This window comes from Streptomyces graminofaciens (genome assembly GCF_030294945.1).
Taxonomy (GTDB): domain Bacteria; phylum Actinomycetota; class Actinomycetes; order Streptomycetales; family Streptomycetaceae; genus Streptomyces; species Streptomyces graminofaciens.
Window position 1 is genome coordinate 3,542,768 of record NZ_AP018448.1, and the last position, 25,636, is coordinate 3,568,403.

The following is a 25,636-nucleotide window of genomic DNA, read 5'->3' on the forward strand; positions in this document are numbered from 1 at the left end:
GAGGCCTCCCCTCTCCCCGGCCGGCCTGTGGCCGCAGCGAAGGCGACATGGTCGCCCGCCGGGGCTTCTCCACCTCCCCATGCACGGAGCAGCAGTGATTCCACCCTCCACCGTCTACTCAGCACCCCTGCGGCCTTCACACACGACGACCCTGTCGGTCGCGCTGGTCCGCCACGGATGCGCCGGGCCCTTCGCCTGCGAGGGGTTCCACAGCCGCATCGTCCGCGAGCCCTGGGAGATCCGCCCGTCCGACGACGTCGTCCTCTTCCACGGGCCCCGCATGGGCGCGGAGTTGAGGCGTTTCTCGGACGAGGCGAACGGCGGGCTGCCGCCCCTCGCCGTCCTCGCGACCTGCTTCGACCGGGACGACGTGTGTCTCGCACTGGACAGCGGGGCCGTCGGCTATCTGCTGGAGACCGACGATCCGGACCTGCTGACGGCTGCGCTGCAGTGCGTCTCCCACGGGCACACCATTCTCGCCCCGCAGATCGCCGCGGAGCACCCGAAGGCCACGGCGCGCGCAAGGGGCTCGTGGCTTCCGACGCCGCGCGCGCAGAAGGCGGACACCATCAAGGGCGGGGATCGGACCGGTGGCCGCTCATCGCCCCTCGCGCTCTCACGGCAGGAGCGGGAGATCATGGCCCGGCTGGCCTCGGGCGTGTCGGTGCGTGAGACGGCCGTGGAGATGCGGCTGGCCGAGAAGACGGTCAGAAACTATCTGAGCAACGTCTACGGAAAGCTCGGAGTGCACAGCCAGTCGCAGGCGCTCCTGCGCTGGCTCGGGCACGCTGACGGCACCTCACCGCCAAGTTGACGGGCCCATGGCCAGGCCACGCCTCAGAGGCCCGGCCATCGCGACACGCGCACCGTTCGTCCGACCGCACACCGGCCACTGCAAAACAGCCGCTCACCGAACCCGCGGGCATTCATGCGCCGCGGAGGGGGTTGGCCAGCGGCAGATAGCGGGCATCCGCACCGTCAGCGCCCGTCCACCGCAGCAGGAGATTCGTCTTGCCCGGCAGCGTGGGTGAGCTGAGGAGTTCATCGACCTCGGGGATCTCCCCGTGCCGCTTCAGCTCGCGCCGCGCCGTCGGCCAGAGGTCGGCGTCCGGGTGGCGTTCCGTGAGGGCCGCCGCGATCTCCAGGAGGTTGTTGACGACGAGGCAGTACACGAGACGTTCCCAGCCGGTCGCCCGCTCCACGTCCGGCAGGAGCTTCACGCCCTCGGCGTCGCGGTACACGGCCTGCACGGGTGTGCCGGCGGCGTCGACCACGACCACGGTGTTCTGGAGGTGGGCCTCCAGGACGACGCCGTGGCGGTGGAAGGCGCCGAGGGCCGGGGACACGACAGCGCGCAGATACGCCTCCCACCAGGCGGCGGGGTCGGTGATCCGGTCCAGGGGGTTGCCGGGGAAGCCCTCGGCGAGGGCGGCGGCGAGGACGGGGGTGGTACCGGGGGCCAGGTGCGGGCGCAGGCCGTCGCGTACCAGTACCGCCAGCTCCTCGAAGGCGAAGTCGGCGGTGCGGTAGCCGCGGTCGCTCAGCCACGCCCCCGGCAGTTCGGTGAACGCCCTGGTGACGGCTGTGTCCGTGCGGCGGAGTTTCAGCAGGTCATGGCGCCAGAGTCGGCGTATGTCGTTGGTGATCCGCACATCCAGGCTGAACTTGAGGAACAGGTCGCCGTCCGCCGCGTACACCGTGCGGATCGCCGCCGTCGGCCATACCCCGGCCGCCGAGTGCCCCAGCCGTACGAGGCGGCCGTCCGCGAAGGCGGGTGTCAGTTCCCGGGCGGCCAGGTCGAGTTGCCAGGGGTGGGCGGGCAGGAGGCGGTAGCCGGGCGGGGCCTCGCCCAGGGTGTCCAGGGCGGTGGTGTCGCCCTCCTCGACCACCGTGTCCTCGCGTACGCCGAGCAGGGTCAGCGGGAAGCGGGCGTAGGCCTCGGGCGCGTACGGCAGCCAGGCGGTGGCCGGGCCGGTGCCGCGGGCCTTGGGGGCGGGGTGGTGGGGGTGCCCGGTGATCAGGGACTGCTCGGAGCGGAGGTAGAGGTCCTCGGGTGCCGTGGCGCCGGCGCGCGCGGTGAGAATGGCGGCGACGGCGTCGCGGCTGTCGAGCATCTCGGTGGGCAGCTCGGGGTTGGACAGGCCGGTGAGGAGGCGGAGTTCCTCGGTGGTGAGTTTGACCAGCTCCGCGTGGGAGAGGCGCTGCCAGGTGCCGTCCGTGCGGAGTTCGGGTGCCGTGGGGCGGCGGGTGCCGTGCACCCGTAGGAGGCGGCCGGTGGCGCGGAGGCGGTGCACACCGGGTTCGACGGGCTCGGCCGCCTCCCGCAGGAGACAGTTGAGCAGGGGCGCGGCGGCGAGGGAGTCGGCGGCCTTGCCGATGCCGTCACGGTCAGGGGTGGCGTCCACGGGGTCCATTCGTTCCTTACGGTGCACTCATGATCAGTATGGCTGCCGTGACGCGTCACGGCGAAGCGGTGCGGGCAGTGGTCGTACGCCATGCCGTCCCGCGTGCCCGTACTCGTTCGACGCGGTCCGCACACCCGGTCGACACAGTCCCCGTACCCGAGGAGCCCGCCCGTGCCACATCGTCCGATGTCCGACGCCGAGGCGGCGCTCGGCGCCGAGCTGGCCGCCGTACGTCCCGATCTGACGCAGCCGTACACGGCGGCGCTCCCCGGTGCGCGGGCGGCCGTGCTGTCGCGGCTGTGGCGGGCGCTCGTCCATGAGCCACTGCCCTGGGTCGCGAGCCGTGAGCCGGGCGGCGACTCGGTCCTGCTCCGGCTCGCCGACGGGCGGCGGCTGCACGGCCCGGCCGTGGACCCGTACGCCACCGCCGCGCACACCTCGGAGGTCCGGCTCGACGAGCGGGCGTACGACCGTCCGGCGCGGCTGATGACCGCGCTGGCCGTGCCGCACAGCGCGGCCTTCGCCGCCGAACTCGACCACAGCGTGGCCTCCTTGGCCCTGTCCCGCGCCGACCAGGCCGGTGTCGAGGAGCCCGTGGCCGGCTGGGAGTGGGAGCAGCGGGTGGTCGACGGGCACCCCTTCCACCCCAACTGCCGCTCCCGGCCCGGCTTCACGGCGGCCGACCAGCTGGCGTACGGGCCCGAGCATCGGCCGGTCGTCCGGCTGGGGCTCGCGCCCGTGGACGACGCGCTGGTCGTCGGGGAGTGGCCGGAGCGGTTCCGGGACGGGCGGCGGGTGCTGGTGCCGGTCCATCCGTGGCAGGCGGCGCATGTGCTCAAGAGCCCGCCGGGGCCCGACGGGCTCGACGCCCATCCGCTGATGTCGCTGCGCACCCTCGCGCTCGCCGACGGCGGGCCGCATGTCAAAACCGCGCTGAGCGCCCGCCTGACCTCCTCCGTGCGCGACATCTCGGTCTACTCGATCGAGAACGCGGCGGCCGTCTCTGACTTCATGGCCGACCTCGCGACCCGCACGGACGGTCTGCTGCACGTGACGCGCACGCTCGGCGCGGTGACCGCCGGTTCGCCCGACCTCGCGGCGGTCCTGCGCGAGTCACCGGAGGCGTACGCGGACACGGCGGCCGGCGAGCGTGTCGTGCCGGTGGGCGCGCTGGCCACGACGGAACTGCCCCGGTCGCCCGCGTGGCTGGCCGGGTTCACGACGCTGGCGCTCACCGTCTGCCTCCGGCTGCTGGAGATGGGCGTGGCCCTGGAGGCGCACGGCCAGAACCTGATGGTGGTGCTGTCCCCGTCGGGTGCGCCGCTGCGGCTGGTCTACCGCGATCTGGCGGACATCCGCGTCAGCCCCGCCCGGCTGGCCCGGCACGGAATCCCGGTCCCGGACCTCGCCGGACGCATCGTCACCGACGACGAGTCGACGTTGCGCCGCAAGCTGTTCGGCGCACTGGTGACGGGCGCGCTGGGGGCCACGGCAGGTTCGGCGCCCGCCCTGCGCGAGGCGCTCACCGCCGCCGTACCGGAGTTGCCGCGCACGCCGGACCTCGTGCCGCTGCTGGACGGGCCGGTGCCGACGAAGGCGTTGACGCTGATGCGGCTGTCGCCCGAGCGGTCGGGGGACAGCTGGGCGGAGGTGCCGAGTCCGCTGCGGTGAGCGGCTTTCGACGGCACCCGGTGAACGGCGGGTCCTGCGGGGGCCGTTGGCGGTATCCGTCGGAGTCGTGCGGGTGAACGGCCGGTCTCGTTTTGAAGCCCGGCCCCTTGGATCAATAGGATCCGCCGATGATCACAAGACAACGGCTGGCGGCAGGGGTCATCGCCCTGCTCGCCGCCCTGACGGCCGGGATCGCCGTCCCGACCACGGCCGTCGCCGACGAGACCACGGCGCTGGCGCCCAAGGTCAACCTCGTGCTGGACGTCAGCGGTTCGATGCGGGCCAAGGACATCGACGGGCAGTCCCGGATGGCCGCGGCGAAGCAGGCGTTCAACGAGGTACTGGACGCCACGCCCGAGGAGGTCCAGCTCGGCATCCGCACGCTGGGCGCCAACTACCCGGGGGACGACCGCAAGACGGGCTGCAAGGACACCGCGCAGCTCTACCCGGTCGGCCCGCTGGACCGCACCGAGGCGAAGACGGCCGTGGCGACGCTCACGCCGACCGGCTGGACCCCGATCGGTCCGGCGCTGCTGAAGGCGGCCGACGACCTGGAGGGCGGCGAGGGCACCAAGCGCATCGTGCTGATCAGCGACGGCGAGGACACCTGCGCCCCGCTGGACCCGTGCGAGGTGGCCCGGGAGATCGCGGCGAAGGGCATCGGCCTGACCATCGACACGCTCGGCCTGGTGCCGAACACCAAGCTGCGGCAGCAGCTCAGCTGTATCGCCGAGGCGACCGGCGGGACGTTCACCTCGGTGGAGCACACCGACGAACTCACCGACCGGGTCAACCAGTTGGTGGACCGGGCCGCCGATCCGGTGGTCGTACCCAAGGCCGTCGAGGGCGGTGACACCTGTGCGAACGCCAAGGCGGTGGAGTCGGGTCTGTTCACCGACCGCGAGGAGTTCGGGCAGCAGCGCTGGTACCGCGTGGACGTGAAGCCGGGTCAGGAGCTGCGGGCCTCGGTGAGCGTCGCGGCGGACCGTGACGTCAACCCCCACTACGGGGTGCTGCTGCGGGCGGTGACCGTGAAGGGCCGCGAGATCGTGCGCGGCGAGGCCGGGGGCACCGGCCGCACCGACGTCATCTCGACGGGTTTGCGTTATGCCAAGGCCGAGGCGGACGACGAGGAGGATGAGGACGTCGCCGAGGCGGTGTGTCTGCAGGTGACCCACTCCTACTCGCCGGGCAGCAGGGTCAAGACGACGCCCGGTCTGCCGCTGGAGCTGACCGTCGACGTCGTCGAGGGCCCGGACACGTCGAGCGACGTGGCGTCGTTCGGCCTCGGCCGCGGCTGGTGGCTGCTCGGCGTGCTGGTGCTCGTCGGCTTCCTGGCCGGTGTGCTGTGGGGCTGGCTGTCGCGCTGGCGTGTCGCGGTCTGGAGGACCAACTGATGCGGATCACACGTGTACTGGGCGCAGCCCTGCTGATGCTCGGCCTGGCCGTGTCCCCGGCCTTCGCCGACTCCACTCCCTCCGCGAGCCCCGCCGAGGACGGTGACGCGCCCACCGAGGCGGGCACCTCCTTCCGTACGGCCGCCGAGTTCGAGCAGGGGCAGACCGCGACGGCGAGCGCCTCGACCGGCGACTACCTGTACTGGTCGTTCCCGGCGGACGCGCTGCAGCGGCCCACCGTGCGGGCGACGGTCAAGCTGCCCGAGGCCGCGAAGTCGTCGTCCACCTGGCAGCTCGACGTGTACGACGGACTGCGGCGCCGCCAGGCCTGCCAGTACGGGTCGCAGACCCGGACCGCCGAGGCGGGCGCGGCCTCCGTGGAGCTGTCCTGCACGCTGCGCACGGTCCGTGCCTGGTCGGAGCAGTGGGCCGACGACCCGCTGCCGGGCACGTACTACGTGCGGCTGACCACCACGACGCTGGGCACCGCCGACCTGGGTCTGACGTTCAGCACCGAGGTGAAGGCCGAGTCCGAGGACATGGGCGGTTCGGCGGCGGTCGACGGCGCGCTGTCCAAGCCGCTCGTGCCGGGCATCGCGGTGACCTCGCAGTCGGAGGGGGCCGAGGACGACGAGTCGTCCTCGGAGGCCGTGCTGTCCTCCCTCGAACCGGACGACGGCTGGGCCTCCGGCTGGTGGAGCGACCGCTGGGTGTGGACGGCGCTCGGGGGCGTGCTGGCCGCGCTCGCGGGCATCGGCGGTTACGCCCTGACCCGGGGATCCGGACGGCCGCGCCACGTGCCGCCGGGTGCCTGACCCCACGTCATGAGGGCCCACCGCAGCGCTGCGGTGGGCCCTCCGTCATGCCTCCCGCAGTGCTTTGGCCAGGGGGCCGTCTCCCCCGACCTCGATCCGCCCGGCGCGCACCGCGTCCGCCAGGCTCAACAGTCCCCGGGACACGGCCACACAGGTGCCGGAGTCGAGCGCGAGCCGCGCGTCGGGCTCCCGGGGGGCGGGCCCGTCGCCGTAGACCGGCCCGTCCTCCACACCGACGTACAGATGGAAGTCCCCCTCCTCCAGCCGGACTTCGACGAGACCCTCGCCCTCCAGCGAGCGCAGCAGCGGCAGCGCGAACCAGTGGGCGCGGACGGCGTCGGTGGGGCTGCGCTCGCCGAGTTCGCCCTCGCCCCACTTTCCCAGCGCCTGGATCACCGGCAGCAACTCCCGGCCCCGCCCGGTGAGTTCGTAGACGTACGCCGCTCCCGGCGGAGGCAGCCTTCGCCGGGTGGCGAGACCGTCGCGCTCCATGTCCTTCAGCCGCCCGGCGAGTACGTCCGTACTGACGCCCGGCAGGTCGGCGTGCAGGTCGGTGTAGCGGCGCGGACCGGCGAGCAGCTCCCGGACGATCAGCAGGGTCCAGCGGTCACCGACGGCGTCGAGCGCGCGGGCGGCGGAACAGTACTGGTCGTAGCTTCGGCGACGTGACATGGCACGCAGTCTAGACATGTCGTTGGACTTTCCAAGCTGGAACTTGGTAAAACCAAGCAACACAACGAACCGGAGGGCGAGCGCGCATGGAGTTCCGGCAGTCGAACAAGCTCAGCGAGGTCTGTTACGAGATCCGCGGCCCGGTGGTCGAGCACGCCAACGCGCTCGAGAAGGCGGGCCACAGCGTGCTGCGCCTCAACACCGGCAACCCGGCACTCTTCGGCTTCGAGGCCCCGGAGGAGATCCTCCAGGACATGATCCGGATGCTGCCGCAGGCGCACGGGTACACCGACTCACGCGGCATCCTGTCCGCCCGCCGTGCCGTGGCCCAGCGCTACCAGACCCTGGGCCTGGAGGTCGGCGTCGACGACGTCTTCCTCGGCAACGGCATCTCCGAGCTGATCTCGATGGCCGTACAGGCCCTGGTCGAGGACGGCGACGAGATCCTGATCCCCGCCCCCGACTTCCCTCTCTGGACGGCGGTGACCACCCTCGCGGGCGGCAAGGCGGTCCACTACCTCTGCGACGAGCAGGCCGACTGGTACCCGGACCTCGACGACATGGCGTCGAAGATCACGGACCGCACGAAGGCCGTCCTGATCATCAACCCGAACAACCCCACGGGCGCGGTCTATCCCAAGGAGATCATCGAGGGCATCCTCGACCTCGCCCGCCGGCACGGTCTGATGGTCTTCGCCGACGAGATCTACGACCAGATCCTGTACGACGACGCCGTGCACCACTCGGCCGCCGCGCTCGCTCCCGACCTGGTGGTCCTGACCTTCTGCGGCCTGTCGAAGACGTACCGGGTGGCGGGGTTCCGCTCGGGCTGGCTGGTCGTGACGGGCCCGAAGCAGCACGCGAAGGACTACCTGGAGGGCCTGACCATGCTGGCCTCCATGCGGCTGTGCGCCAACGCGCCCGCGCAGTACGCCATCCAGGCCGCGCTCGGCGGCCGCCAGTCGATCCACGACCTCACCGCGCCGGGCGGCAGGCTGCACGAACAGCGCGATGTGGCCTGGGAGAAACTCAACGAGATCCCGGGGGTGTCGTGTGTGAAGCCGAAGGGGGCGCTGTACGCGTTCCCGCGCCTCGACCCCAAGGTCCACAAGATCCATGACGACGAGAAGTTCGTCCTTGACCTGCTGCTGCGGGAGAAGATCCAGGTGGTGCAGGGCACGGGCTTCAACTGGCCGACCCCCGACCACTTCCGCATCCTCACCCTCCCCCACGCGGACGACCTCGACGCGGCGATCAGCCGGATCGGGCGGTTCCTGAGCGGGTACCGGCAATAGACGCGGCAATGGACTCCTCCATTCGCGGCGTACGCGGCCGGGAATTTTCCAAAAGATAATTCCCCGTGCTCGCCGCCCCCGGCATATCCCCCTATAGTCCGCAGACACAGGGAGAACGCGAGTTCGGGGGTACTTGTGAATTCTGGTTCGGAAGAGGCCACTGGGGAAGAAGTCATAGGCGCCGCGCTGCGACTGCTCGCCGCCCGGGGGGAATACGGCCTTCCCGACGTCGAACAGGTCGAAAGTGAACTGCCGAGATATCTGGAGCAGTTCCGTACCGATCCGGTGACGGTCGATCAGCTCGCCGCCCGGCGGGGCGGCCTGATGACCACGGGCCTGGTCACCACGATCCTCACCTCGTCCCTCGTGTCGGCCGTCGTGGCGCACATCATCGCCGAGCAGGTCCAGGTGGGAGCCCGTGCGGCCACCGGGAAGCTGTCCCGCTGGTGGAACCGGCGGCGCGGCCACCGGCTGGCCTCGGCCCTGCGCCAGCCGGCCCAGCCGTTCGGCGCCCAGGACGCGGAGTGGCTGCGCGGTTATGTGACGGCCCAGTGCGAGGGGGTCGGCTGCCCGCCGGAGCAGGCCGCGGCGGTGGCGGACGCCGTGGCCACGGCGTGGGTGACACGGGGGCGGGCCGTGCGTCCCGACCGTGACGGCGAGGGGGGCGCGGGGCGCGAACCGGGGGGTGACAGCGGCGAACCCGGGGGCGGCACCAGCGGTCAGGGACGCGGCAGCGGCGAACCGGGCGGCGGCACCGGCGTACCGGGCGGCGGCACCGGCGATCCGGGCGGCGGCACCGGCGATCCGGACGCGCCGACCCAGGAGGGCGGCCGGGGGTGAGGGGCCGCCGCCCTCGCACCGGGGCCTCGCCCCACGGGTCCTTACGCACCCACTCCTCGCACGACCGCTTCTCCCGCGACGGGTCCTCGTACGACAGTCCCCCGGCCACACCGTCCACTTCCACGCTCCCCCATCCGACATCCACCCAGTTCCTGCTCCTGCTGCTCATGCTGGGCGCCGCGTCGCTGTTCGCCGGCACCTGGTGGGGCGTACTGACCCGGGACGGCTGGGCATCGCGGCGGGACGGCTGTCTGCGCCGCGCGGCCGAGAACGCGGGACCGGCACCGGGCGACACCGCGCACTGCGTGCACGAACTGCTGCTCCGGGAGTCGGCCGTGACGCTGATCGGCCCGGCGGTGGTGCTCGCCCTCGCCGGTCTCGCCGTCCTGCTGACCACGTTCTGGCGCCTGCGCCGCTGGCGACGCCACCCGCTGCCGGTTCCCGGCCGGACCACGGCGGCACTGAAGGCCTGCCTCACCGAGACGGGGTACGCCCCCGCCGGGCCACCACGGCTGGTCGTCGAGAGACGCGGCGGCTTCGGCGGCGTACGCGAGGAGGCGCGGGCGTACGGGCTGTTCGGCCGGCGGTACGTCGTCGTCGCCAACTACACGACTCTCTCGACGGACACGCCGTGGAGCGAGTCCGACGGGCGGATCGCGCTCGCGGGTCTGCGGCACGAGATCGCCCATCTGCGCGCCGGGGACGTGGGCCGCGGCCGGTTCGCGTTCCACGCCCTGTGGGTCTTCCCGTGCGTGGTCGTCCTCCCGCTGGCGGTCGCGGCCGTCGGGCGCCCGGCGGACCTAGCGACGGCCCTGGGCTGGCGGCTCGCCGCGGTGACCGTCGTGGTCCTGCTGGCCTTCGCCGCGTTCGTCCGCACCCGCGAGTACGAGGCCGACGCGGCCTCCGACACCGCCGCGTCGGATCCCGGCGGGATGGCGTTCGCCGTGGAGACGTCGATGGCCCGGGGCCGTACCCGGCTGCCGGAGTTCCTGCGGCTGCATCCGCACGACCGCAGTCGGCTGCGCATGCTGAAGACCCCGGGGAAGCCGGGCCGGGCACTGCTCGCCTCCTGTCTGATCGCGGGTGTGGCGGTCGGGTCCGCGTTCCAGGAGATCGCCCTGCTGTCGGAGGCGGCGACGGGCGGGAACTCCCTCGTCCCGTACTGGCTCACGGGGCTGCTCGCGGGCACGGGCGTCACCGCCGTGGTGTCGGTCTCGGTGTGGCGGCGCGACCTCGCGCCGGACGCCGGGCCGGACGCCCACGGCACGCCGTACGCCTACGCCCCGCTCCGGGACACCGTGCTTCCCGGGGCTCTGCTGGGGCTCGCGCTCGTCGTGGGTTCGCAGTTGTCCCCGCGCGCGGCCGCCGCCTGGGAACGGCTGTTCCCGTCGGCTCTCGTCACCGGCGACAACTACTCCCTCCTCGGCACCCGGCCGCTCGCCGCGCTGCCGCTCGTGGCCGCCCCGGTCGTCGGCGGGGTCGTCTTCCTGGCCTGGTCGAGGGCGCTCGCACGCGTGCGGTCCCGGGCGGCCGGAACCACCGTCCTGACCGGAACCACCGTGCTGATCGTCCTCGGCGGGCTGGTGCTCTCGGTGCCGCTGGCCCTGTGGTTCCAGCTGCAGCGACTGGTCGCCACCTCGTATGTGCCGCCGAGGGCCGTCGCGCGCGTGCTGCTGGATCCGGTCGCGCTCGGGGCCCTGGGCACCACCGGGCTCGTCGCGCTCGCGCTGCTGTGCCCGCAGCGGTGGCGCCCGGCTCTGGCCCTCGCCTGTGTCTGCGCGGCCCTGCTGCCGCTCACCGCGATGGCCGTCGGCACGGTCGTCGAACACCGCGCCGGTCCGGCACCCCCGCTGACGAGGCCGTCCGAGGAGACCGGCAGTGCCCATGAGATTCCGGAACGATCCCTGCCCATCGCGCCGAGCGCCACGACTCCCGGCCGCGATCCGGCCGTCGAACCGAAACTCGCCTGCTACATCTTCTCCAGCACCCCCACCGAGCGCCTCCACTCTCCCGACGGCCTCGAAGAAGTGGCGGAACGTATGAAAGTGACGCGCGATACGGGATTGCGCTCGGTCGTTCTGAGAGTTCTCAAGGGTCTCGAAAGCGCTCGGACGGACGCCGACACATTCGACGTCGAAGCAGCCGTACTTGATCTCCATGCGGCGTGCAAAGTCGTTCAGGATCGATAACGCCCAGCCAGTGAATGAGCAATTCAAGACGCCGGGGGAATCCATGAATCGCATCGGCATCACCACGATCCTGTTCACCGCCGCCGTCACCCTGCTGACCGGCGGCTGCGGTGGCGGCGGCTCCGCGCCGGACGAGGGCGAGGACGAGCGGCTGCCCGCACCCCCCGAGGTCTCCGCCGCGCTGCTGAGCACGGACGACCTCACGGGGTACGACCGGATCGAGCCGGACCGGGACGCCACACCGCCGGACGGCTCGGACCGGCCCCGCTGTCTGCGCGCCCTCAACGACCTCGACTACGGAACTCCCGCCTCCGGCAGTGCGGTTCAGGCCCGGCGGGAGTTCGGGCACAGCAAGCTGGGCCCATGGCTCCGCGAGACGCTCCGGGTCTACCCCGACGACTCCGCCGCCGAGAAGGCGTACGAGAAGGCCGTGTCCGGCCTCTCGGACTGCGAGCTGTTCACCGTCACCTGGTCCGACCTCGCGGCCACCGGGACCGAGCGGGTGCGGGAGACGACGAACCCGGGTCTGGACGACCGCAGTTGGGCGGCGAACATCCGCGTGGACCTGGACGGTTACCCCTCCGGCGAGACCAAGACCCTGGTCCAGAAGGGCAGGGTGCTCGTCGTGCTCAGCCATGCCGCGGCCCCGGACGCCCCGGCACAGGACGAGACCCGGAACATCACCGGCCTGGCGACGGAACGCGCCTTCCGTGTCCTGGACACATGACGCAGCCCGCGCCGGACACGCATCGCCGCCGCGCAGCACGACCGTGCCGACCCGTCTCGGTCTCGGTCTCGGTCACGGTCACGGTCACGGTCACGGTCACGACGTATACGTATGGGTAGACCCTCTCCATGACCGACAGACCGTTGCTCCTCCTCGACGTCGACGGCCCCCTCAACCCGTTCGGCGCCCGATTGTGGCGTCCGCGCGGCTACGTCACACGCCGGGTACATCCCGCCAACTGGTCATCCCGGCAGGAACCGGGCTCCCGGCGGCTCCGCCGGGGGCTGCGGATCCGGCTCAACCCGGCACACGGGGCACGGCTGCTCGCCCTGCCGTACGAGCTGGCGTGGGCGACCACGTGGATGCATGAGGCCAACGAGATGATCGGGCCGGTGATCGGACTGCCGGGCGATCTGCCGGTCATCGAGTTCACGAACCTGTTCGCCGCGGACCCGGAAGGCCTCTACTGGAAGACCCGGCGGGTGGTGGAGTGGGCGGCGGGGCGCCCCTTCGTCTGGGTCGACGACATGATCACCGACCTCGACGTACGGCATGTGGCCGAACACCACGACGCTGCGGCGCTGCTGATGCGGATCGATCCGCGCAGGGGGCTGCGGGAACCGGAGTTCGCGCGGCTGGAGCGCTGGGCGCGCGCCCTGTGAGGTGCGTTCGTGGCGGGTGCGGCGGCCTCGTAGCCTGGGAGGCATGGGTGATCTTCTTCTTGTGCGGCACGGTGAGACCGAGTGGTCGATGTCCGGGCAGCACACCAGCTGGACCGACATCCCTCTCACCGACAACGGGCGGGCGCAGGCCCGCACCCTCGCCCCGCTGCTGAACTCGCACCGGATCGGCGCCGTCTTCGTCAGCCCCATGAAGCGCGCCCAGGAGACCGCCGAACTGGCCGGGCTCACCGGGGCGCGCGTCGACGCGGACCTCCGCGAGTGGGACTACGGCGGGTACGAGGGGGTCACGACCGTCGAGATCCATCGCACCCGGCCCGACTGGTTCCTGTTCACGGACGGGGTCGCGCCCGGGACGCCCGAGCACCCCGGGGAGAGCCCGGAGGAGGTCGGGGCGCGCGCCGACCGGACGCTGGCGAAGGTGCACGCGGCCCTCGGGAACACGGAGGGCTGTGTGGTGCTGGTGGCCCATGGGCACTTCCTGCGAGTGCTCACCGCGCGCTGGCTCGGGCTGCCGCCGGCGGGCGGGGCACTGTTCCAGCTGGCGACGGGGACCGTGTGCAGGCTCGGTACGGAACACGGGCGTCCGGTCGTCTCGGGGTGGAATGTCAGACCCTCCTCGTAGTCTTCGAGAGTGTCGACCGACGCCTTCGCGTGGGCCGGTCGGCGCCCTGGAGACAACGCTCCTCGGGGGAAGGAGGGTGCCGTGACACGACCGCCGACCGCCGCCCAGCGGCGGATCATCGACGCCGCCGAGCCGGTGACCGGACGGCTGACGGGCACGGAGACGCAGCTCGCCGCGCTGGTGAAGCGGGGCCTGGCGTTCCGCCATCCGCGCCCGCCGCACGCCCACTTCCTGACTCCGGCGGGGCACCGCATACGTGAGGCGCCCCCGATGCCGGAGACGGCCCCGGCGCCGGATCCTCCCGCGCCCGCCGACTCGGGGGTGTTCGCGGCCCGCGTGGGCGGTGAGGGCGTCGCCGATGACGGGCCCGCGCGGGTACGTGAGGTGCACAGCGCCTGGCAGGGGCTCCTGGAGCTGCGGCGGATGACCAATCCGGGCGGTGCCGTGGACCGCCCGTGCGGTTGGGAGCGTACGCATCTGGTGCGGGCCGCCGCGCTCGCGCTGGAGGCTGCGGGGCACCGCCCGGCGGGAGCGGAGGGCGGTGGTGGCTACCGGGTGCGGGCCACGCCCCAGCCGGAGGCCGTCGCCGTGTACGAGCCGGACGCCGAGGCGTTGCGGGCCTGCGCGGTCACACTGGAGAAGGCAGGCTGGCAGACGGGGGAGCACACGGATCCGCGTACGCGGGAGCGGTATCTGTTGGCTTCACCACGGCGGGCGTGATGGACTGAGCAAGCGCTCAGTAACCGTCCGGCCGCCGCAGCACGGCTGCCGAGGACCGACCGCCGAGGCAGCCGACCGCAGGAAGGAAAGTCATGGCCGAGCCGTTTTCCGTCCCCGTCACCGTCCGGGGCTATGAGACCGATGTGCAGGGGCATCTGAACCAAAGCGTGTACCTCCAGTACGGGGAGCACGCCCGCTGGTCGCTGCTCCAGGCCGCCGGGATCCGCCAGGCCGACCTGATGGCGAACGGCGTCGGCCCGGTGGCCCTGGAGACGACCGTGAGCTATCGGCGGGAACTGCTCGCCGGTGACGAGGTCGAGGTGACCTGTGTCTTCGTGTGGGGCGAGGGCAAGACGTTCCGCATCGAGCAGACGATTCGCAAGGCCGACGGCACGGTGGCGGCCGAGATCACCGGCGTGGGCGGCCTGATGGACCTCAAGATCCGCAAGCTGGTGACGAACCCCCGCGAGTACTTCCGCAAGCTGGCCGCGGACCCGACGGCGTTCGGACTCTGAGGGGATGTGAGCGGGTGTGAGTACGAGCCCACGGCCCGAACGACCTGTGCGATGAGCGTGCCGCCGACGCCGATGAGGCGCGCCCGTGTTCGCGTTCACCTCCAGCCCCCCTTCTGATCGGCGCCATCGGCGCCGCCTGCGCGTTCATCGGACCGTTGTGGAACGTCGTGATCATCAGTTGCACGACCGTCCTGGTCCCCAACGAGCTGCTGGGGCGCGTCACCAGCACGGCCATATTCCGGTGGCGGGCGGGGCGCCGCTCGGACATGATCGCGCGCATGGGATCAACGGTGACGAACATAGCGATCGACTGTGCGAACGCCTACCTACTGGCGCGGTTCTGGAGCGATGTGACCGGACACCAGCTGGATCCCGAGGACGAGCCGGGTGACGCCGAGACCGAGATCATGCTGCCCGGCGGCCCGGCCTTGCACTTCAACGAGGTTCCGGAGCCGAAGTCGGCCAAGAACAGGCTCCATCTGTGCCTGCGCCCCGATACCTCGCGGGACGCGGAGGTTGAGCGGCTGCTGAGCCTGGGCGCCTCCCTGGTCGCCGATCGCCGCGAACCCGACGGCTGGGGCTGGGTCGTTCTCGCCGACCCGGAGGGCAACGAGTTCTGCATATTGCTGGCCGAATCCGAGCGGGCCGCATTGTCCTCGTGATCTCAGCGCTTGCTCGACCCCAGCGTCAGCCCCGCGATAAGTGCCGCTGCGGACGGAGAGGCGTATGAACTGGTGGAGCAGGGCGAAGGTCTGCTCCACGACGTAGCGGAGTTTGCCCATGCCCTTGATGTTCGGGGCGCCCTTGCGGGAGATGACCGGCAGGATCCGGCGCTTCCGGAGCTCGTCGCGGTGGGGGTTGGAGTCGTAGCCCTTGTCCCCGAGCAGTGCCTCGGGTCGGCGGCGTGGCCGGCCGGGGCGGCCTGCGACGGGCGGGATGCCGTCGACCAGGGCAAGGGTCTGGGCGACGTCGGTGCGGAGCCGAACCCCAGCTCCGGGGGCAGAAGTTGCCCGGCTATGTCGTTGTGGGAGACGTACAGGTGCCCCGCAGACATAGCCGGTCCGCCACCGGCTGCGGCCCCCGCGCCTTCTCGGGCCAGGGCGGCAGCAGCGGCTCGATCAGCGCCCACAACTCGTCGTCTTTTCAGCAAGATCGTGTTACGAGCTCTTACCCTTGGCGGCCATGAAGGTACTCGTGGACGCCTTGGTGCTCGTGTCGGTCGCATCGACCCTCGCGTTCGCCCCCCGCGTACTCGTCCGTTGCCCCGGCTCTGCCCGGGCAACGGGCCGTGCCCTTTCGCCGCTCGTTTTCTTGGCGCTGGTGACCGGGGTTGTCTACGTCAACCAGGTCTTGTTCACGGTGTACGTAATGCGTGTCCATGGCGGGGACCCGTCCTTCATCGCGCAGTACCTGCCTGCCGGGTGGTTCGACCTCGCTTCCGCCGATCACATGGTGCAGCGGCTTGCGGAAGGCTTTCCCGTGCCCACGCTGCTCGCCCCGTCCGTGCTGCGGGTTCAGGCGTTCCTTGAACTTCCCTTTGTGTTACTGGCATTCGCGACCGTGGTGCGGTGGTTCGACTCGGACCTGTATCGGCGGATCACCCGCTCCTTTCTGCTGCCGCTGGCGTCGGTGTCGTACACGGCCGTGTTCTGCCTGGTCGAATGGGACCTGCGCAACCCGTACACGGTCGACGACCTCGTGGTGCGGGCCGTCTCCGCCGTGTTCACACCGCTGTTCATCCGCCGCCTGGCTGCCCGAGACACGGGGACGTGCCGGACGCCCGCTTCCGTACCCGGGCTGCTGGTGTTCATCGGTTCGCTGGGCGCCCTGGGGGTGCTCGTCCTGGTCGTCTACGACACGGCCCTGCTCTACAACCTGGGCCGACTGGACCGGCGCCTGCCGCTGGCTCTGGCGGCTGCGGGTGCGCTTCTCGTGCTCCGCCGGGTCGCGGCCCGTCTCTCAGAGCCGTCCACTCCCGGCCTGACGCTGTCGTTCGTGCGGCACGCTCTGCAGTATTGGCTTGCGCTGTTCTTCGTACCGGCGTTGGCGGTGCGGTATGGCGTGGTGTTCGGCACGCCGCAGCTTGCGGCGGGTGCGGGTCTGCTGACGGCGGCGACTGCGTGCGTGTTGGCCGCGCGGGACTCGTCGGCCGAGGATCGGGGTGGGAGAGGCGCCTTGGGCGCAGGGCGGCGTCGGCCGTTTGTGCTTCTGCTGGCCGGAAGACTGGGATGTACCGTCCTGGCGGGAGCATGTGCTGCGGCCGCGGCCGCTTGGTTGACGCCCAAGGCGTACTACGAGGTGACGCTGCTCTCGGGGGCGGCCGCGTTCCTGGTGACGGCCGTGGTGGTGTGCGGGCTCGTCGATGCCTGGGCCGACGCCCGTGCGCAGGGCGCGTCCGGTTGAGTGGATTGATCGGCAGTACCTTCGTGGCCTACAACTGCACCGAGCCCGAGCCCTCTGGGCGGCGGTATCGCCGGCGTTCCGAAGGCCCCAGCCAGACCCGGCCCGCCCGTGAGCTGTTCCCCGACGGCTTCCATGACCTTTCGACCAAACCCGACTTCCTGTTCTTCGTCGTCGAGGTACTGCCGTCGGCTGCGGGCTCGGACGACTAGGCCTTCTCTTTCGGAGTCCTCGTACGGGCATGCGATAGGTTGCCCGCCATGACTGGACTCGGACCCGTCGCCTGGCCACCTGCCCCGATAACGACCGAACGGCTCGTGCTCCGCGAGTCCGAGGCCCGAGACCGTGCGACGTTCATCGAACTGTTCGCCTCGCCAGAGGTGCACACCTACCTCGGTGGCACTCGACCACGTGATGAGCTCGAACACGCGATGCCCGAGGTACCCGGGCGGCGCCCTGGCCTTTTCGTGATCGATCTCGACGGAACGATGATCGGCACGATCACGCTCGATCGGCGCGACGCGGAGCGTCCGGGGCACGTCCGTCCGGATGCCGGGGAGGCCGAGCTCGGTTACATGTTCCTGCCGGAGGCATGGGGATGCGGGTACGCCGCCGAGGCGTGCGCAGCGGCACTCGACTGGTTCGCCGACGCACTTCCCGGCGAGCCGGTGGTGCTCTGCACCCAGACCGCCAACGACCGTTCGATGCGCCTCGCGGCGAAGCTGGGGTTCACCGAAGTGGAGCGGTTCGAGGAGTGGGGCGCCGAGCAGTGGTTCGGCGTGTGGTCCTCGGTCACGCCGTCCGGTTGAACCAGGTCGTTTCTTTCGGATCATGTGGCTGACCAAGTCCAGACACTCAGCGGCGAGGCGGTCCGGCGCGTCCTGACGACGCTCGCGGCGAGCCGTACGGACGCCCTGCTCGACGGCGGTTCGGCGCTCGTCCCGGCCACGGGGGACGGCTACCGGCCGGCGTTCGCGGTGGCCACGGGCAGCACGGCCGCGGCGCCGGCGCCCGCCACGGCCGTGCTCCGGCCGGGCGGCCGGACCTGAAGCTCAGTCGGCCGCCCCGAACGCCTCCGTGTGATCCCGCGCCCACTCGGCGTACGTCCGCGCCGCGCGCCCGAGCACCCGGTGGACGTCGTCCGTCACCACCGCGTTGCCGCCCGCGCGGACGTACGCCGTACCTCCCAGGACGCCCTCGACGTAGGTGTCGGACAGGCCCGACCGGGCCATGAGGTCGCGGGCCTCCTCCGGTGTGAGATCGACGGTGCCGACCGGGCGGCCGAGGGCCGCGGCGAGGGCGGCGGCCTGGTCGGCGGCCGTGAGCAGTTCGGGGCCGGTGAGGGTGTAGATGCGGCCCGCGTGACCGTCGGAGAGCAGCGCCTCGACGGCGACCGCCGAGACGTCGCGCGGGTCTACCACGCCCTGCACGCCGGAGCCGGTCATGTCGGGCACGGGCTCGCCCGCGCGAATCGGTTCCGCCCAGCTCAGCGTGTTGGAGTCGAAGGAGGAGGGCCGCAGGATCGTCCACTCCAGCCCGCTGTCCCGCACTGCCTGTTCGCCACCCCGGTGCCAGAGCCCGGCGGGGCCCACGGCCGGGTCGTCGACGGCGATGGCGGAGAGCTTCACGACGCGCCGGACGCCCGCCGCGCGGGCCAGTTCGACGAGCCGCCGGTCCGCGTCGGCGTCCCCGGGGCCCAGGACGGCCACCGCGAACAGGGCCGAGACCCCGGCCAGCGCGGCCTCCACGGTCGGGGGCTCGTGGTAGTCGCCGCGCACCGCCTCCACCCCGGCGGGCACCCCGGCCCGGTCCGGATCACGGGTCAGGGCGCGGACCTTCTCGCCGCGCGCCGCGAGCTGTCGTACGACTTCACTGCCGATGGTGCCGGTGGCACCCGTCACGAGGATCATGCCCACCACGGTGGCGAGCCGCGGCCCTCGGTCGCTAGGAAATTCCGGCACGGTCGGCGGCCCCGTCCGGGTGTGCGGCGCGTCTACCGTGGACGGGTGACCAGCGCGACGACGTACGAGACGCATCCCGGTCTGCCGGAGACGATCGCGGCGGTGCCCGAGGCCCTGCGGCCGTGGTTCGCGGGGGTCGAGAGCCCGGCCGCCTCCGAAGGCCCCCTGAGCCCGCCCGACGACAGCGCTCAGCACGAGCCGTACACGTACGTCCCGGACGCGGCGACCAAGCTGGTCGTGCGGACCGACGCCGACGGCCGCCGTGACGTGGTGGTGGTCGGCCCGCGCACCCGGGCCTCGTACTACGCGAGCCGGCGCCCGGCCTCCTGCGTCCAGTTGCGCCTCGAACCGGGCACCGCACGGCCGCTGTTGGGTGTCCCGGCGACCGACCTGTTGGACCGAGTCGTGCGCCTGGCGGACCTCCCCGCCCTCGCGGCACGCCAGCTGGCCGCCGAACTGCGGACGACGAGCGCGGAGTCGATCGTCCCGCATCTCGCACGGGCCCTGCCCGATCAGCTCCCTCCGCCCGGCGATTCCCGCACCGGACTGCTGCGGGCCGCCGTCGAGGCGATGTCACCGAGTGCGGACCATCGCCCGGACGGGGTAAGGGAGTTGGCGCGCCGTCTCGCCGTCAGCGAGCGTCAGTTGCGGAACCTCTTCGCGGACGGTGTGGGTGTCTCGCCGAAGCTCTACGCCCGCATCGCCCGGGTACGCCATCTGCTGGCCCACCGCTCCCCCGCCGTGCCGTGGGCGCAGCTCGCGACGGCCACCGGGTACTACGACCAGTCGCACATGACCGCCGACTTCCGCACGCTGATGGGAGTGCCCCCGACCTCGTACTTCACCGGGCGCCTTCCGGCCGCGCAGCCCTGTCGGCCGCTGGACCGGGCTCAGAGCCGGTAGCCGGTGCGGGCGAGCACTCGGGTTCGGCCATTCACGTCCGGTTCTCCCCCTTGTGGCCGTACATCTGCACAGAAGTGATGTTTCTGCGGGTATGGGTTTCGTCGCGTACCCCCACCCGCACCCCGGAGACACCATGCCGCTCGCCCGCCGTGCCCTGCTCACCGCCTTCGCCGCCGGTTCGGCGGGCGCCGCGGTCGCCTGCGCCTCGGCCGTCGCGATCCCCTCGGACGACGCGCCCGGCGCCCCGGACTCGACGTCCGCGGCCACGGCGGCGGCCCGGCGGCTGCTCCCGCGACACTGGCGGCAGATCACGTTCCTCACCGAGGGACAGCGGGACACCTTCCGGGTCTCCGGCCGCACCGGGGACCTCACCGTCTCCGGCGACACCCCGGGCATCCAACTCACCGGACTCAACTGGTACTTGCGGCACATCGCCCGTGCCGAGATCAACTGGGCGGGCGAGCAGACCGGCCTCCTCCCCCGCGAGCTGCCCGGTCTCGACGGCACGGTCACCCGCCGCGCGAACGTCCCGCACCGCTTCGCCCTCAACGACACCAACGACGGCTACACGGGCGCGTACCTCGACTGGGCGTACTGGGAACACGAGCTCGACGTACTGGCGCTGCACGGCTACAACGAGGTCCTCGTCCACACGGGCGCGGACGCGCTGTACCACCGGGTGTTCCAGGAGTTCGGGTACGGGGAGAAGGAGCTGCGGGCGTGGATCCCGGGCCCGGCCCATCAGCCGTGGTGGCTGCTGCAGAATCTGTCCGGCTTCCCCGAACCGGTATCGCGGCAGCTGCTCGACGCCCGCGCCGCACTCGGTCGGCGGATCGCGCGCCGGGTGCGCGAGCTGGGGATGACCCCGGTGCTCCCTGGATATTTCGGGACGGTTCCGCCCGGTTTCGCCGAGCGCAATCCGGGGGCGCGCACGGTTCCGCAGGGCGACTGGATGGGCTTCGCACGCCCCGACTGGCTGGATCCGCGCTCGGACCACTTCGCCCGGGTGGCGGCGGCCTTCTACCGCCTCCAGGACGAGCTGTTCGACGGCCCCTCGACCCTGTACAAGATGGATCTGCTGCACGAGGGCGGCGACCCCGGTGACGTGCCGGTCGGCGAGGCCGCACGGGGCGTCGAGAGAGCCTTGCAAGCCGCGCGCCCCGGGGCCATCTGGGTGATTCTCGGCTGGCAGCACAACCCGCCGCGCGCGATCCTCGACGCCGTCGACAAGGCGCGCATGCTCGTCGTCGACGGCCTCTCCGACCGCTTCCCGACGGTCACCGACCGCGAGGCCGACTGGGGCGACACCCCGTACGCCTTCGGCTCGATCTGGAACTTCGGCGGCCACACCGCGCTCGGCGCCAACACCCGCGACTGGCCGGAGCTGTACGAGAAGTGGCGCACCAGGAGTGGCAGCAAGCTGCGCGGGATCGCCCTGCTGCCGGAGGCCGCCGACAACAACCCCGCCGCCTTCGCCCTTTTCTCCGAACTCGCCTGGCAGGACGAGGAGTTGGACTTGAAGGCGTGGTTCGCCCAGTGGGCGCACGCGCGCTACGGCGCCCCTGATCCGCACGCCGAGGCCGCCTGGGACGTCCTGCGGCGCACCGCGTACGGCACGAACCGCGCCGACAGTTGGAGCGAGGGCGCCGACGGCCTGTTCGGCGCCCGCCCCGCACTGAACTCCGTCCGAGCGGCCCGCTGGTCCCCCAGACGACTCCGCTACGAGGCAGCGGACTTCGAGCCCGCGCTGAGCGAACTCCTGCAAGTCCGACGGAGCTTGCGCGACTCGTCCGCGTACCGCCGCGATCTGCTCGACGTGGCCCGCCAGACCGTCTCGAACCGCAGCCGCGTCCTGCTGCCGAGGATCAAGAAGGCGTACGACGACGGGGACCTCGCCCGCTTCGACGAGCTGACCGGCGGCTGGCTCTCGCTCATGGACCTGCTGGACCGGCTGCTGGCCACCGACTCCCGTCATCTGCTGGGCCGTTGGGTCGCCGACGCCCGGGCGTGGGGCGCGGACGACGCCGAGCGGGAGCGGCTGGCGTACGACACCCTGTCGCTGCTGACCGTGTGGGGGACGCGGAAGGGCGCGGACGCGGGGCTGCGCGACTACGCCAACCGGGAGTGGGCGGGGCTGGTGGGCGGGCTGTACCGGCTGCGCTGGTCGACGTACTTCGACGAACTGCGCGACGCGCTCGCCGAGGCGCGGGCGCCGGCGAAGATCGACTGGTTCGCGCTGGAGGAGCGCTGGACGCGCGATCCGGGGCCGCTCGCGACCGTGCCGACCGGTGACACCCACGCGGTCGCCACCCAGATCCGGGACCGGCTCACAGCCCTCTCCTGAGGGTCACAGCCCGCTGCCACCGCACTCCCACACGTTTCCAAGTCGCCCGCGCGACTCTCAACTGCCCTTTCGGAGCGCTCACTTGGAGACCACACGTGCCGCTGCTGCCCGCCAAAGCCGCATCCCGCAGACTGCTGCTGACCACCCTCGGAGCCTCTCTGCTCGCCGCCCCGGTCCTGCTGAACAGGACAGCGGACGCGGCGACCACCGCGAGCACCGGGCTCGACGACCCGGAGAAGAAGGACATCGCCATGCGGCTGGTGTCCAGCGCGGAGAACTCGTCACTGGACTGGGAGGCGCAGTACGCGTACATCGAGGACATCGGCGACGGCCGCGGCTACACGGCGGGGATCATCGGGTTCTGCTCCGGCACGAGCGACATACTGGCGCTGGTCGAGCTGTACACCGAGCGGGTCGCGGACAATCCGCTGGCCGGCTATCTGACCGCCCTGCGCGCGGTGGACGGCACCGACTCGCACGAGGGTCTGGACCCCGGTTTCCCGGCCGCCTGGCGCGAGGCCGCCGCGACCGCCGCGTTCCGCACGGCCCAGCGCGACGAGCGGGACCGCGTCTACTTCGACCCTGCGGTGGCACGGGCCGAGCAGGACGGCCTCGGCACGCTCGGCCAGTTCGTCTACTACGACGCGATGGTCATGCACGGCCCCGGCACCGACGCCCTCAGCTTCGGTGGCGTCCGCGAGCGGGCCCTCGGCGACGCGGACACCCCGGCCGACGGCGGCGACGAGACGGCGTATCTGCATGCCTTCCTCGATGCGCGGGTGTGGGCGATGGAGCAGGAGGAGGCCCATACCGATGTCTCCCGGGTCGAGACGGCACAGCGAGTCTTCCTGGAGGCGGGCAACCTCGACCTGGAACTGCCGCTCAACTGGCGCGTCTACGGGGACAGTTACACGCTCGACTGACCCCGCCGGCAGGACGCCGCCGCGAGGACCCCGCCGAGGAACCGTTCCGGGGCGCGCACGCTTCGGCGCGCCCCGGAGACGGGGACGGCAGCCATGGTCCCCGCTCGGGCCCCGTGGCTTCCGGCCGAAGGCCGTCCCTCTCGACCGGAGTTCAACTGCCGTACACCGCAAATGACTTGGGCGCTCACTCCCCGGCGGCGATCTCGGCCAGCCGCCGGGCCTCCTCACGGGTGGAGCGGGCGATGGCGTCCTCGTCGACGTGCAGGAGGCGGCCGTTCTCCACGATCGGCTCGCCATTGACGAGCGAGAGCGTCACGGGGGCCGCCGCGCCGAAGACCAGGGCGGTCACCGGGTCGGCGATCGACGCGTGGGCGAGGGTGTCGAGCTTCCAGAGCACCAGGTCGGCGAGCTTGCCGGCCTCCAGGGAGCCGATCTCGCTCGCCCGGCCCAGGACCTGGGCGCCGCCGAAAGTGCCGAGGCGCAGGGCCTGGCGGGCGTTCAGCGCGGCCTCGCGGTGGGCGCCGAGGCGGTTGATGAGGAGCGCGTTGCGCAGCTCGGTGTGGAGTTCGCCGGACTCGTTGGACGCGGTGCCGTCGACGCCGAGGCCGACCGGGACGCCGGCCGCGAGCATGTCCGGGACGCGGGCGATGCCTGCGGCCAGCCGGGCGTTGGACGACGGACAGTGGGCCACACCCGTCTTCGTACGGGCGAAGGCTTCGATGTCGGAGTCGTTCATATGGACGCAGTGCGCCATCCACACGTCCTCGCCGAGCCAGCCCGTCGACTCGAAGTAGTCGGTCGGGCCCATGCCGAACAGTTCGTGGCAGAACTTCTCCTCCTCGACCGTCTCCGAGCCGTGCGTGTGCAGCCGTACGCCGAGGCGGCGGGCCAACTCGGCGCCCTGACGCAGGAGTTCGGTGGAGACCGAGAAGGGTGAGCAGGGGGCGACTGCGATCTGGGTCATCGCGCCGAAGGAGGCGTCGTGGTGCTTCTTGACCGTCTCCTCGGTGGCGGCGAGCGCGCCTTCGAGGGTCTCGACGGCGAAGTCCGGGGGCAGTCCGCCGTCCTTCTCGCTGCGGTCCATGGAGCCACGGGCGAGCGTGAAGCGGACGCCCATCTCGCGCGCCGCCCGGATGATCGAGCCCGACAGGTCGCCGGAGCCCTTCGGGAACACGTAGTGGTGGTCCATCGCCGTGGTCACACCGCCGCGGGCCATCATGCCGAGCGAGCCCTGGGCCGCCGCGTACGTCATGCGCTCGTCGATGCGCGCCCAGGTCGGATAGAGCGCGACGAGCCAGTCGAAGAGGTTGTGGTCCGTGGCGAGGCCCCGGGTGATCCACTGGTAGTAGTGGTGGTGCGTGTTGACCAGGCCGGGGGTCACGAGGTGGCCGGTCGCGTCGATCCGGCGTACGACGTCGGCCAGGCCCTCCGGGGCCTTGCCCGCGCCCACCGACTCGATGAGGTTGTCCGCCACGACCACATGACCCGAGGTGTACTCGGTGTCCGTCGCGTCCACGGTCGCGATCGCCGCGTTCTCGATGACGATGCGCTGTGCCATCGTTCGTCCTTTGTTTGTCGTGGGGGCTTTGCGTGGGGGCTTTCCGTGGGCTTCCCTGTCCGCGTCAGAGGTTGGTGAGGTCGACCGGGATCCTCGCCTCGGCGCCGTCCCGCAGGATCGTGGCCTCGATCAGGCCGTAGGGGCGGTCGGCGGCGAAGTACACACCCCCGTCGACGGTGTCGTTCTTCAGCCCGAACGGAGCGAGGTCCACGAGGAAGTGGTGCTTGTTCGGGAGGGAGAAGCGGACCTCGTCTATCTCGCCGCGGTTGTCGATGATCCGGGCGCCCATGGCGTACAGGGTCTGCTGGAGCGAGAGCGAGTACGTCTCTGCGAACGCGGCGAGCATGTGCTTCTTGACCTGCGCGTAGGACTCGTCCCAGTCGGGCGCCGTCTGCTCGCCGTCCGTCCAGTTGAAGCGCCAGCGGCCGGAGACCTCGGTGGCGAGGATGCGGTCGTGCGCCTCGGGGAGGGTCGTGTACTTGTCCTTGACGTAGCCCCAGAACTCGGAGTCGGTCGAGTTCATGACCGTCAGGTCCTTGAGCCCGGAGACGACCTCCCAGTTCTCCCCGTCGTGGGTGATCTGGGCGAGGCGGGTCTCCTGTCCCTTGCGGACGAAGGAGTGCGCGCCCTCACCGCCGTGCTCGATCCGCTCCCAGGAGTACTCCTCTATTCGGATACGGGCCCGGTGGATCGCCGGCTGCGAGGTCACGAAGTGGCGGGCGAGATGGATGCCGAACTGCTCGGCGGACTCGATGCCGTGCTCCTTGGCGAAGGCGTACACCGTGTTCTTGGTGGTGTCCGTCGGCAGGACGTTCGCGTTCGAACCGGAGAGGTGGACGTCGTCCATGTCGCCGGAGAGCGACACGGACACGTTCAGGTCCTTGATGTGGTGGGTGGCCCCGTCCCGCGTGATCTTGACGACTCGGTTCTCGGCCTTGCCGTACTGGTTCTGTCCCAGCACGGCGTGGGTCGGGCGGGAAATCTCTGCCATCTCTG

The 25,636-nt window shown here is 71.6% G+C and carries 24 protein-coding genes and 2 pseudogenes; 20 read left to right on the forward strand and 6 right to left on the reverse strand.

Annotation, left to right across the window (positions count from 1 at the left end; all coding sequences use genetic code 11):
- Positions 1 to 94: 94 nt before the first annotated feature.
- On the forward strand, positions 95 to 814 hold the full coding sequence (locus SGFS_RS15215; RefSeq protein ID WP_286250700.1) for a response regulator transcription factor: 720 nt from the start codon (positions 95 to 97) through the stop codon (positions 812 to 814).
- Between the two features lie 112 nt (positions 815 to 926).
- Here the strand turns inward: SGFS_RS15215 and SGFS_RS15220 are convergent, their stop codons facing one another.
- Positions 927 to 2,414, reverse strand: a complete 1,488-nt coding sequence (locus SGFS_RS15220) for an IucA/IucC family protein (protein ID WP_286250703.1) — start codon at positions 2,412 to 2,414, stop codon at positions 927 to 929.
- Positions 2,415 to 2,591: 177 nt separating this feature from the next.
- Here SGFS_RS15220 and SGFS_RS15225 point away from each other — a divergent pair, with 177 nt between their 5' ends.
- The 3 genes from SGFS_RS15225 (at position 2,592) to SGFS_RS15235 (ending at position 6,288) form a co-directional block, all read left to right on the forward strand.
- Positions 2,592 to 4,076 (forward strand): IucA/IucC family protein, encoded by a 1,485-nt coding sequence (locus SGFS_RS15225; protein ID WP_434028199.1) that lies wholly within the window; start codon positions 2,592 to 2,594, stop codon positions 4,074 to 4,076.
- 128 nt (positions 4,077 to 4,204) lie between these two features.
- Positions 4,205 to 5,473: a VWA domain-containing protein gene (locus SGFS_RS15230; protein ID WP_286250706.1), complete on the forward strand. Its 1,269-nt coding sequence runs from the start codon at positions 4,205 to 4,207 to the stop codon at positions 5,471 to 5,473.
- On the forward strand, positions 5,473 to 6,288 hold the full coding sequence (locus tag SGFS_RS15235) for a hypothetical protein (protein ID WP_286250708.1): 816 nt from the start codon (positions 5,473 to 5,475) through the stop codon (positions 6,286 to 6,288). The genes SGFS_RS15230 and SGFS_RS15235 overlap by 1 nt, the downstream gene beginning before the upstream one ends.
- A 45-nt stretch (positions 6,289 to 6,333) precedes the next feature.
- Here SGFS_RS15235 and SGFS_RS15240 read toward each other — a convergent pair whose 3' ends face one another.
- On the reverse strand, positions 6,334 to 6,960 hold the full coding sequence (locus SGFS_RS15240) for a winged helix-turn-helix transcriptional regulator (protein WP_286250710.1): 627 nt from the start codon (positions 6,958 to 6,960) through the stop codon (positions 6,334 to 6,336).
- An 86-nt stretch (positions 6,961 to 7,046) separates the two neighbouring features.
- Here SGFS_RS15240 and SGFS_RS15245 point away from each other — a divergent pair, with 86 nt between their 5' ends.
- The 9 genes from SGFS_RS15245 to SGFS_RS15285 all read left to right on the forward strand — a co-directional run bounded on the left by SGFS_RS15245 (position 7,047) and on the right by SGFS_RS15285 (position 15,213).
- Positions 7,047 to 8,255: a pyridoxal phosphate-dependent aminotransferase gene (locus SGFS_RS15245; RefSeq protein ID WP_286250713.1), complete on the forward strand. Its 1,209-nt coding sequence runs from the start codon at positions 7,047 to 7,049 to the stop codon at positions 8,253 to 8,255.
- Between the two features lie 135 nt (positions 8,256 to 8,390).
- On the forward strand, positions 8,391 to 9,095 hold the full coding sequence (locus SGFS_RS15250) for a hypothetical protein (protein WP_286250715.1): 705 nt from the start codon (positions 8,391 to 8,393) through the stop codon (positions 9,093 to 9,095).
- Positions 9,092 to 11,284, forward strand: a complete 2,193-nt coding sequence (locus SGFS_RS15255) for a M48 family metalloprotease (protein ID WP_286250717.1) — start codon at positions 9,092 to 9,094, stop codon at positions 11,282 to 11,284. The genes SGFS_RS15250 and SGFS_RS15255 overlap by 4 nt, the downstream gene beginning before the upstream one ends.
- A gap of 43 nt (positions 11,285 to 11,327) precedes the next feature.
- Positions 11,328 to 12,011: a hypothetical protein gene (locus SGFS_RS15260; RefSeq protein ID WP_286250719.1), complete on the forward strand. Its 684-nt coding sequence runs from the start codon at positions 11,328 to 11,330 to the stop codon at positions 12,009 to 12,011.
- A 128-nt stretch (positions 12,012 to 12,139) separates the two neighbouring features.
- Complete coding sequence (locus tag SGFS_RS15265; protein ID WP_286250721.1) at positions 12,140 to 12,673, forward strand: HAD domain-containing protein; 534 nt, start codon at positions 12,140 to 12,142, stop codon at positions 12,671 to 12,673.
- 43 nt (positions 12,674 to 12,716) lie between these two features.
- A complete protein-coding gene (locus SGFS_RS15270) occupies positions 12,717 to 13,316 on the forward strand; it encodes a histidine phosphatase family protein (RefSeq protein WP_286250723.1) in 600 nt (199 codons plus the stop codon).
- A gap of 81 nt (positions 13,317 to 13,397) precedes the next feature.
- Positions 13,398 to 14,036, forward strand: coding sequence for a hypothetical protein (locus tag SGFS_RS15275; protein ID WP_286250725.1), 639 nt, complete (start codon positions 13,398 to 13,400; stop codon positions 14,034 to 14,036).
- Positions 14,037 to 14,128: 92 nt separating this feature from the next.
- Positions 14,129 to 14,551 (forward strand): acyl-CoA thioesterase, encoded by a 423-nt coding sequence (locus SGFS_RS15280; RefSeq protein WP_286250727.1) that lies wholly within the window; start codon positions 14,129 to 14,131, stop codon positions 14,549 to 14,551.
- Between the two features lie 278 nt (positions 14,552 to 14,829).
- A complete protein-coding gene (locus SGFS_RS15285) occupies positions 14,830 to 15,213 on the forward strand; it encodes a VOC family protein (protein ID WP_286259937.1) in 384 nt (127 codons plus the stop codon).
- Positions 15,214 to 15,252: 39 nt separating this feature from the next.
- Here SGFS_RS15285 and SGFS_RS51410 read toward each other — a convergent pair.
- Positions 15,253 to 15,513, reverse strand: a pseudogene (locus tag SGFS_RS51410) (transposase); the annotation flags it as partial.
- 220 nt (positions 15,514 to 15,733) lie between these two features.
- Here SGFS_RS51410 and SGFS_RS15290 point away from each other — a divergent pair.
- From SGFS_RS15290 to SGFS_RS15305, 4 genes and pseudogenes are all read left to right on the forward strand, one after another.
- Positions 15,734 to 16,954, forward strand: coding sequence for a hypothetical protein (locus tag SGFS_RS15290; RefSeq protein ID WP_286250729.1), 1,221 nt, complete (start codon positions 15,734 to 15,736; stop codon positions 16,952 to 16,954).
- A gap of 73 nt (positions 16,955 to 17,027) precedes the next feature.
- Positions 17,028 to 17,163, forward strand: a pseudogene (locus SGFS_RS15295) (SAM-dependent methyltransferase); the annotation flags it as partial.
- Positions 17,164 to 17,211: 48 nt separating this feature from the next.
- Positions 17,212 to 17,760, forward strand: a complete 549-nt coding sequence (locus SGFS_RS15300) for a GNAT family N-acetyltransferase (RefSeq protein WP_286250733.1) — start codon at positions 17,212 to 17,214, stop codon at positions 17,758 to 17,760.
- Between the two features lie 24 nt (positions 17,761 to 17,784).
- Entirely contained in the window at positions 17,785 to 18,000 is a 216-nt protein-coding gene (locus tag SGFS_RS15305) for a hypothetical protein (RefSeq protein ID WP_286250736.1), read from the forward strand.
- A 3-nt stretch (positions 18,001 to 18,003) separates the two neighbouring features.
- Here the strand turns inward: SGFS_RS15305 and SGFS_RS15310 are convergent, their stop codons facing one another.
- A complete protein-coding gene (locus SGFS_RS15310; RefSeq protein WP_434027126.1) occupies positions 18,004 to 18,861 on the reverse strand; it encodes an NAD(P)H-binding protein in 858 nt (285 codons plus the stop codon).
- A gap of 96 nt (positions 18,862 to 18,957) precedes the next feature.
- Between SGFS_RS15310 and SGFS_RS15315 the strand changes: the two genes are divergently transcribed.
- The 3 genes from SGFS_RS15315 (at position 18,958) to SGFS_RS15325 (ending at position 23,082) form a co-directional block, all read left to right on the forward strand.
- Positions 18,958 to 19,815 (forward strand): helix-turn-helix domain-containing protein, encoded by an 858-nt coding sequence (locus SGFS_RS15315; protein ID WP_286250738.1) that lies wholly within the window; start codon positions 18,958 to 18,960, stop codon positions 19,813 to 19,815.
- A 133-nt stretch (positions 19,816 to 19,948) separates the two neighbouring features.
- A complete protein-coding gene (locus tag SGFS_RS15320) occupies positions 19,949 to 22,159 on the forward strand; it encodes an alpha-N-acetylglucosaminidase (protein WP_286250741.1) in 2,211 nt (736 codons plus the stop codon).
- Positions 22,160 to 22,254: 95 nt separating this feature from the next.
- Positions 22,255 to 23,082, forward strand: coding sequence for a chitosanase (locus SGFS_RS15325; RefSeq protein ID WP_286250743.1), 828 nt, complete (start codon positions 22,255 to 22,257; stop codon positions 23,080 to 23,082).
- A 184-nt stretch (positions 23,083 to 23,266) separates the two neighbouring features.
- Here the strand turns inward: SGFS_RS15325 and SGFS_RS15330 are convergent, their stop codons facing one another.
- Both SGFS_RS15330 and pucL read right to left on the reverse strand, forming a co-directional pair.
- Complete coding sequence (locus tag SGFS_RS15330; protein ID WP_286250745.1) at positions 23,267 to 24,640, reverse strand: 8-oxoguanine deaminase; 1,374 nt, start codon at positions 24,638 to 24,640, stop codon at positions 23,267 to 23,269.
- 64 nt (positions 24,641 to 24,704) lie between these two features.
- Positions 24,705 to 25,631: a factor-independent urate hydroxylase gene (pucL, locus tag SGFS_RS15335; RefSeq protein WP_286250747.1), complete on the reverse strand. Its 927-nt coding sequence runs from the start codon at positions 25,629 to 25,631 to the stop codon at positions 24,705 to 24,707.
- Between the last annotated feature and the right edge of the window lie 5 nt (positions 25,632 to 25,636).

Bases quoted from the DNA above. Each gene is read 5' to 3' on its own strand.
- SGFS_RS15270 (WP_286250723.1), top strand. From the start codon at position 12,717: ATGGGTGATCTTCTTCTTGTGCGGCACGGTGAGACCGAGTGGTCGATG.
- SGFS_RS15320 (WP_286250741.1), top strand. From the start codon at position 19,949: ATGCCGCTCGCCCGCCGTGCCCTGCTCACCGCCTTCGCCGCCGGTTCG.
- SGFS_RS15285 (WP_286259937.1), top strand. From the start codon at position 14,830: ATGGGATCAACGGTGACGAACATAGCGATCGACTGTGCGAACGCCTAC.
- SGFS_RS15225 (WP_434028199.1), top strand. From the start codon at position 2,592: ATGTCCGACGCCGAGGCGGCGCTCGGCGCCGAGCTGGCCGCCGTACGT.
- SGFS_RS15265 (WP_286250721.1), top strand. From the start codon at position 12,140: ATGACCGACAGACCGTTGCTCCTCCTCGACGTCGACGGCCCCCTCAAC.
- SGFS_RS15310 (WP_434027126.1), bottom strand. From the start codon at position 18,861: ATGATCCTCGTGACGGGTGCCACCGGCACCATCGGCAGTGAAGTCGTA.
- SGFS_RS15235 (WP_286250708.1), top strand. From the start codon at position 5,473: ATGCGGATCACACGTGTACTGGGCGCAGCCCTGCTGATGCTCGGCCTG.
- pucL (WP_286250747.1), bottom strand. From the start codon at position 25,631: ATGGCAGAGATTTCCCGCCCGACCCACGCCGTGCTGGGACAGAACCAG.
- SGFS_RS15330 (WP_286250745.1), bottom strand. From the start codon at position 24,640: ATGGCACAGCGCATCGTCATCGAGAACGCGGCGATCGCGACCGTGGAC.
- SGFS_RS15220 (WP_286250703.1), bottom strand. From the start codon at position 2,414: ATGGACCCCGTGGACGCCACCCCTGACCGTGACGGCATCGGCAAGGCC.
- SGFS_RS15245 (WP_286250713.1), top strand. From the start codon at position 7,047: ATGGAGTTCCGGCAGTCGAACAAGCTCAGCGAGGTCTGTTACGAGATC.
- SGFS_RS15290 (WP_286250729.1), top strand. From the start codon at position 15,734: ATGAAGGTACTCGTGGACGCCTTGGTGCTCGTGTCGGTCGCATCGACC.
- SGFS_RS15280 (WP_286250727.1), top strand. From the start codon at position 14,129: ATGGCCGAGCCGTTTTCCGTCCCCGTCACCGTCCGGGGCTATGAGACC.
- SGFS_RS15300 (WP_286250733.1), top strand. From the start codon at position 17,212: ATGACTGGACTCGGACCCGTCGCCTGGCCACCTGCCCCGATAACGACC.
- SGFS_RS15230 (WP_286250706.1), top strand. From the start codon at position 4,205: ATGATCACAAGACAACGGCTGGCGGCAGGGGTCATCGCCCTGCTCGCC.
- SGFS_RS15240 (WP_286250710.1), bottom strand. From the start codon at position 6,960: ATGTCACGTCGCCGAAGCTACGACCAGTACTGTTCCGCCGCCCGCGCG.
- SGFS_RS15260 (WP_286250719.1), top strand. From the start codon at position 11,328: ATGAATCGCATCGGCATCACCACGATCCTGTTCACCGCCGCCGTCACC.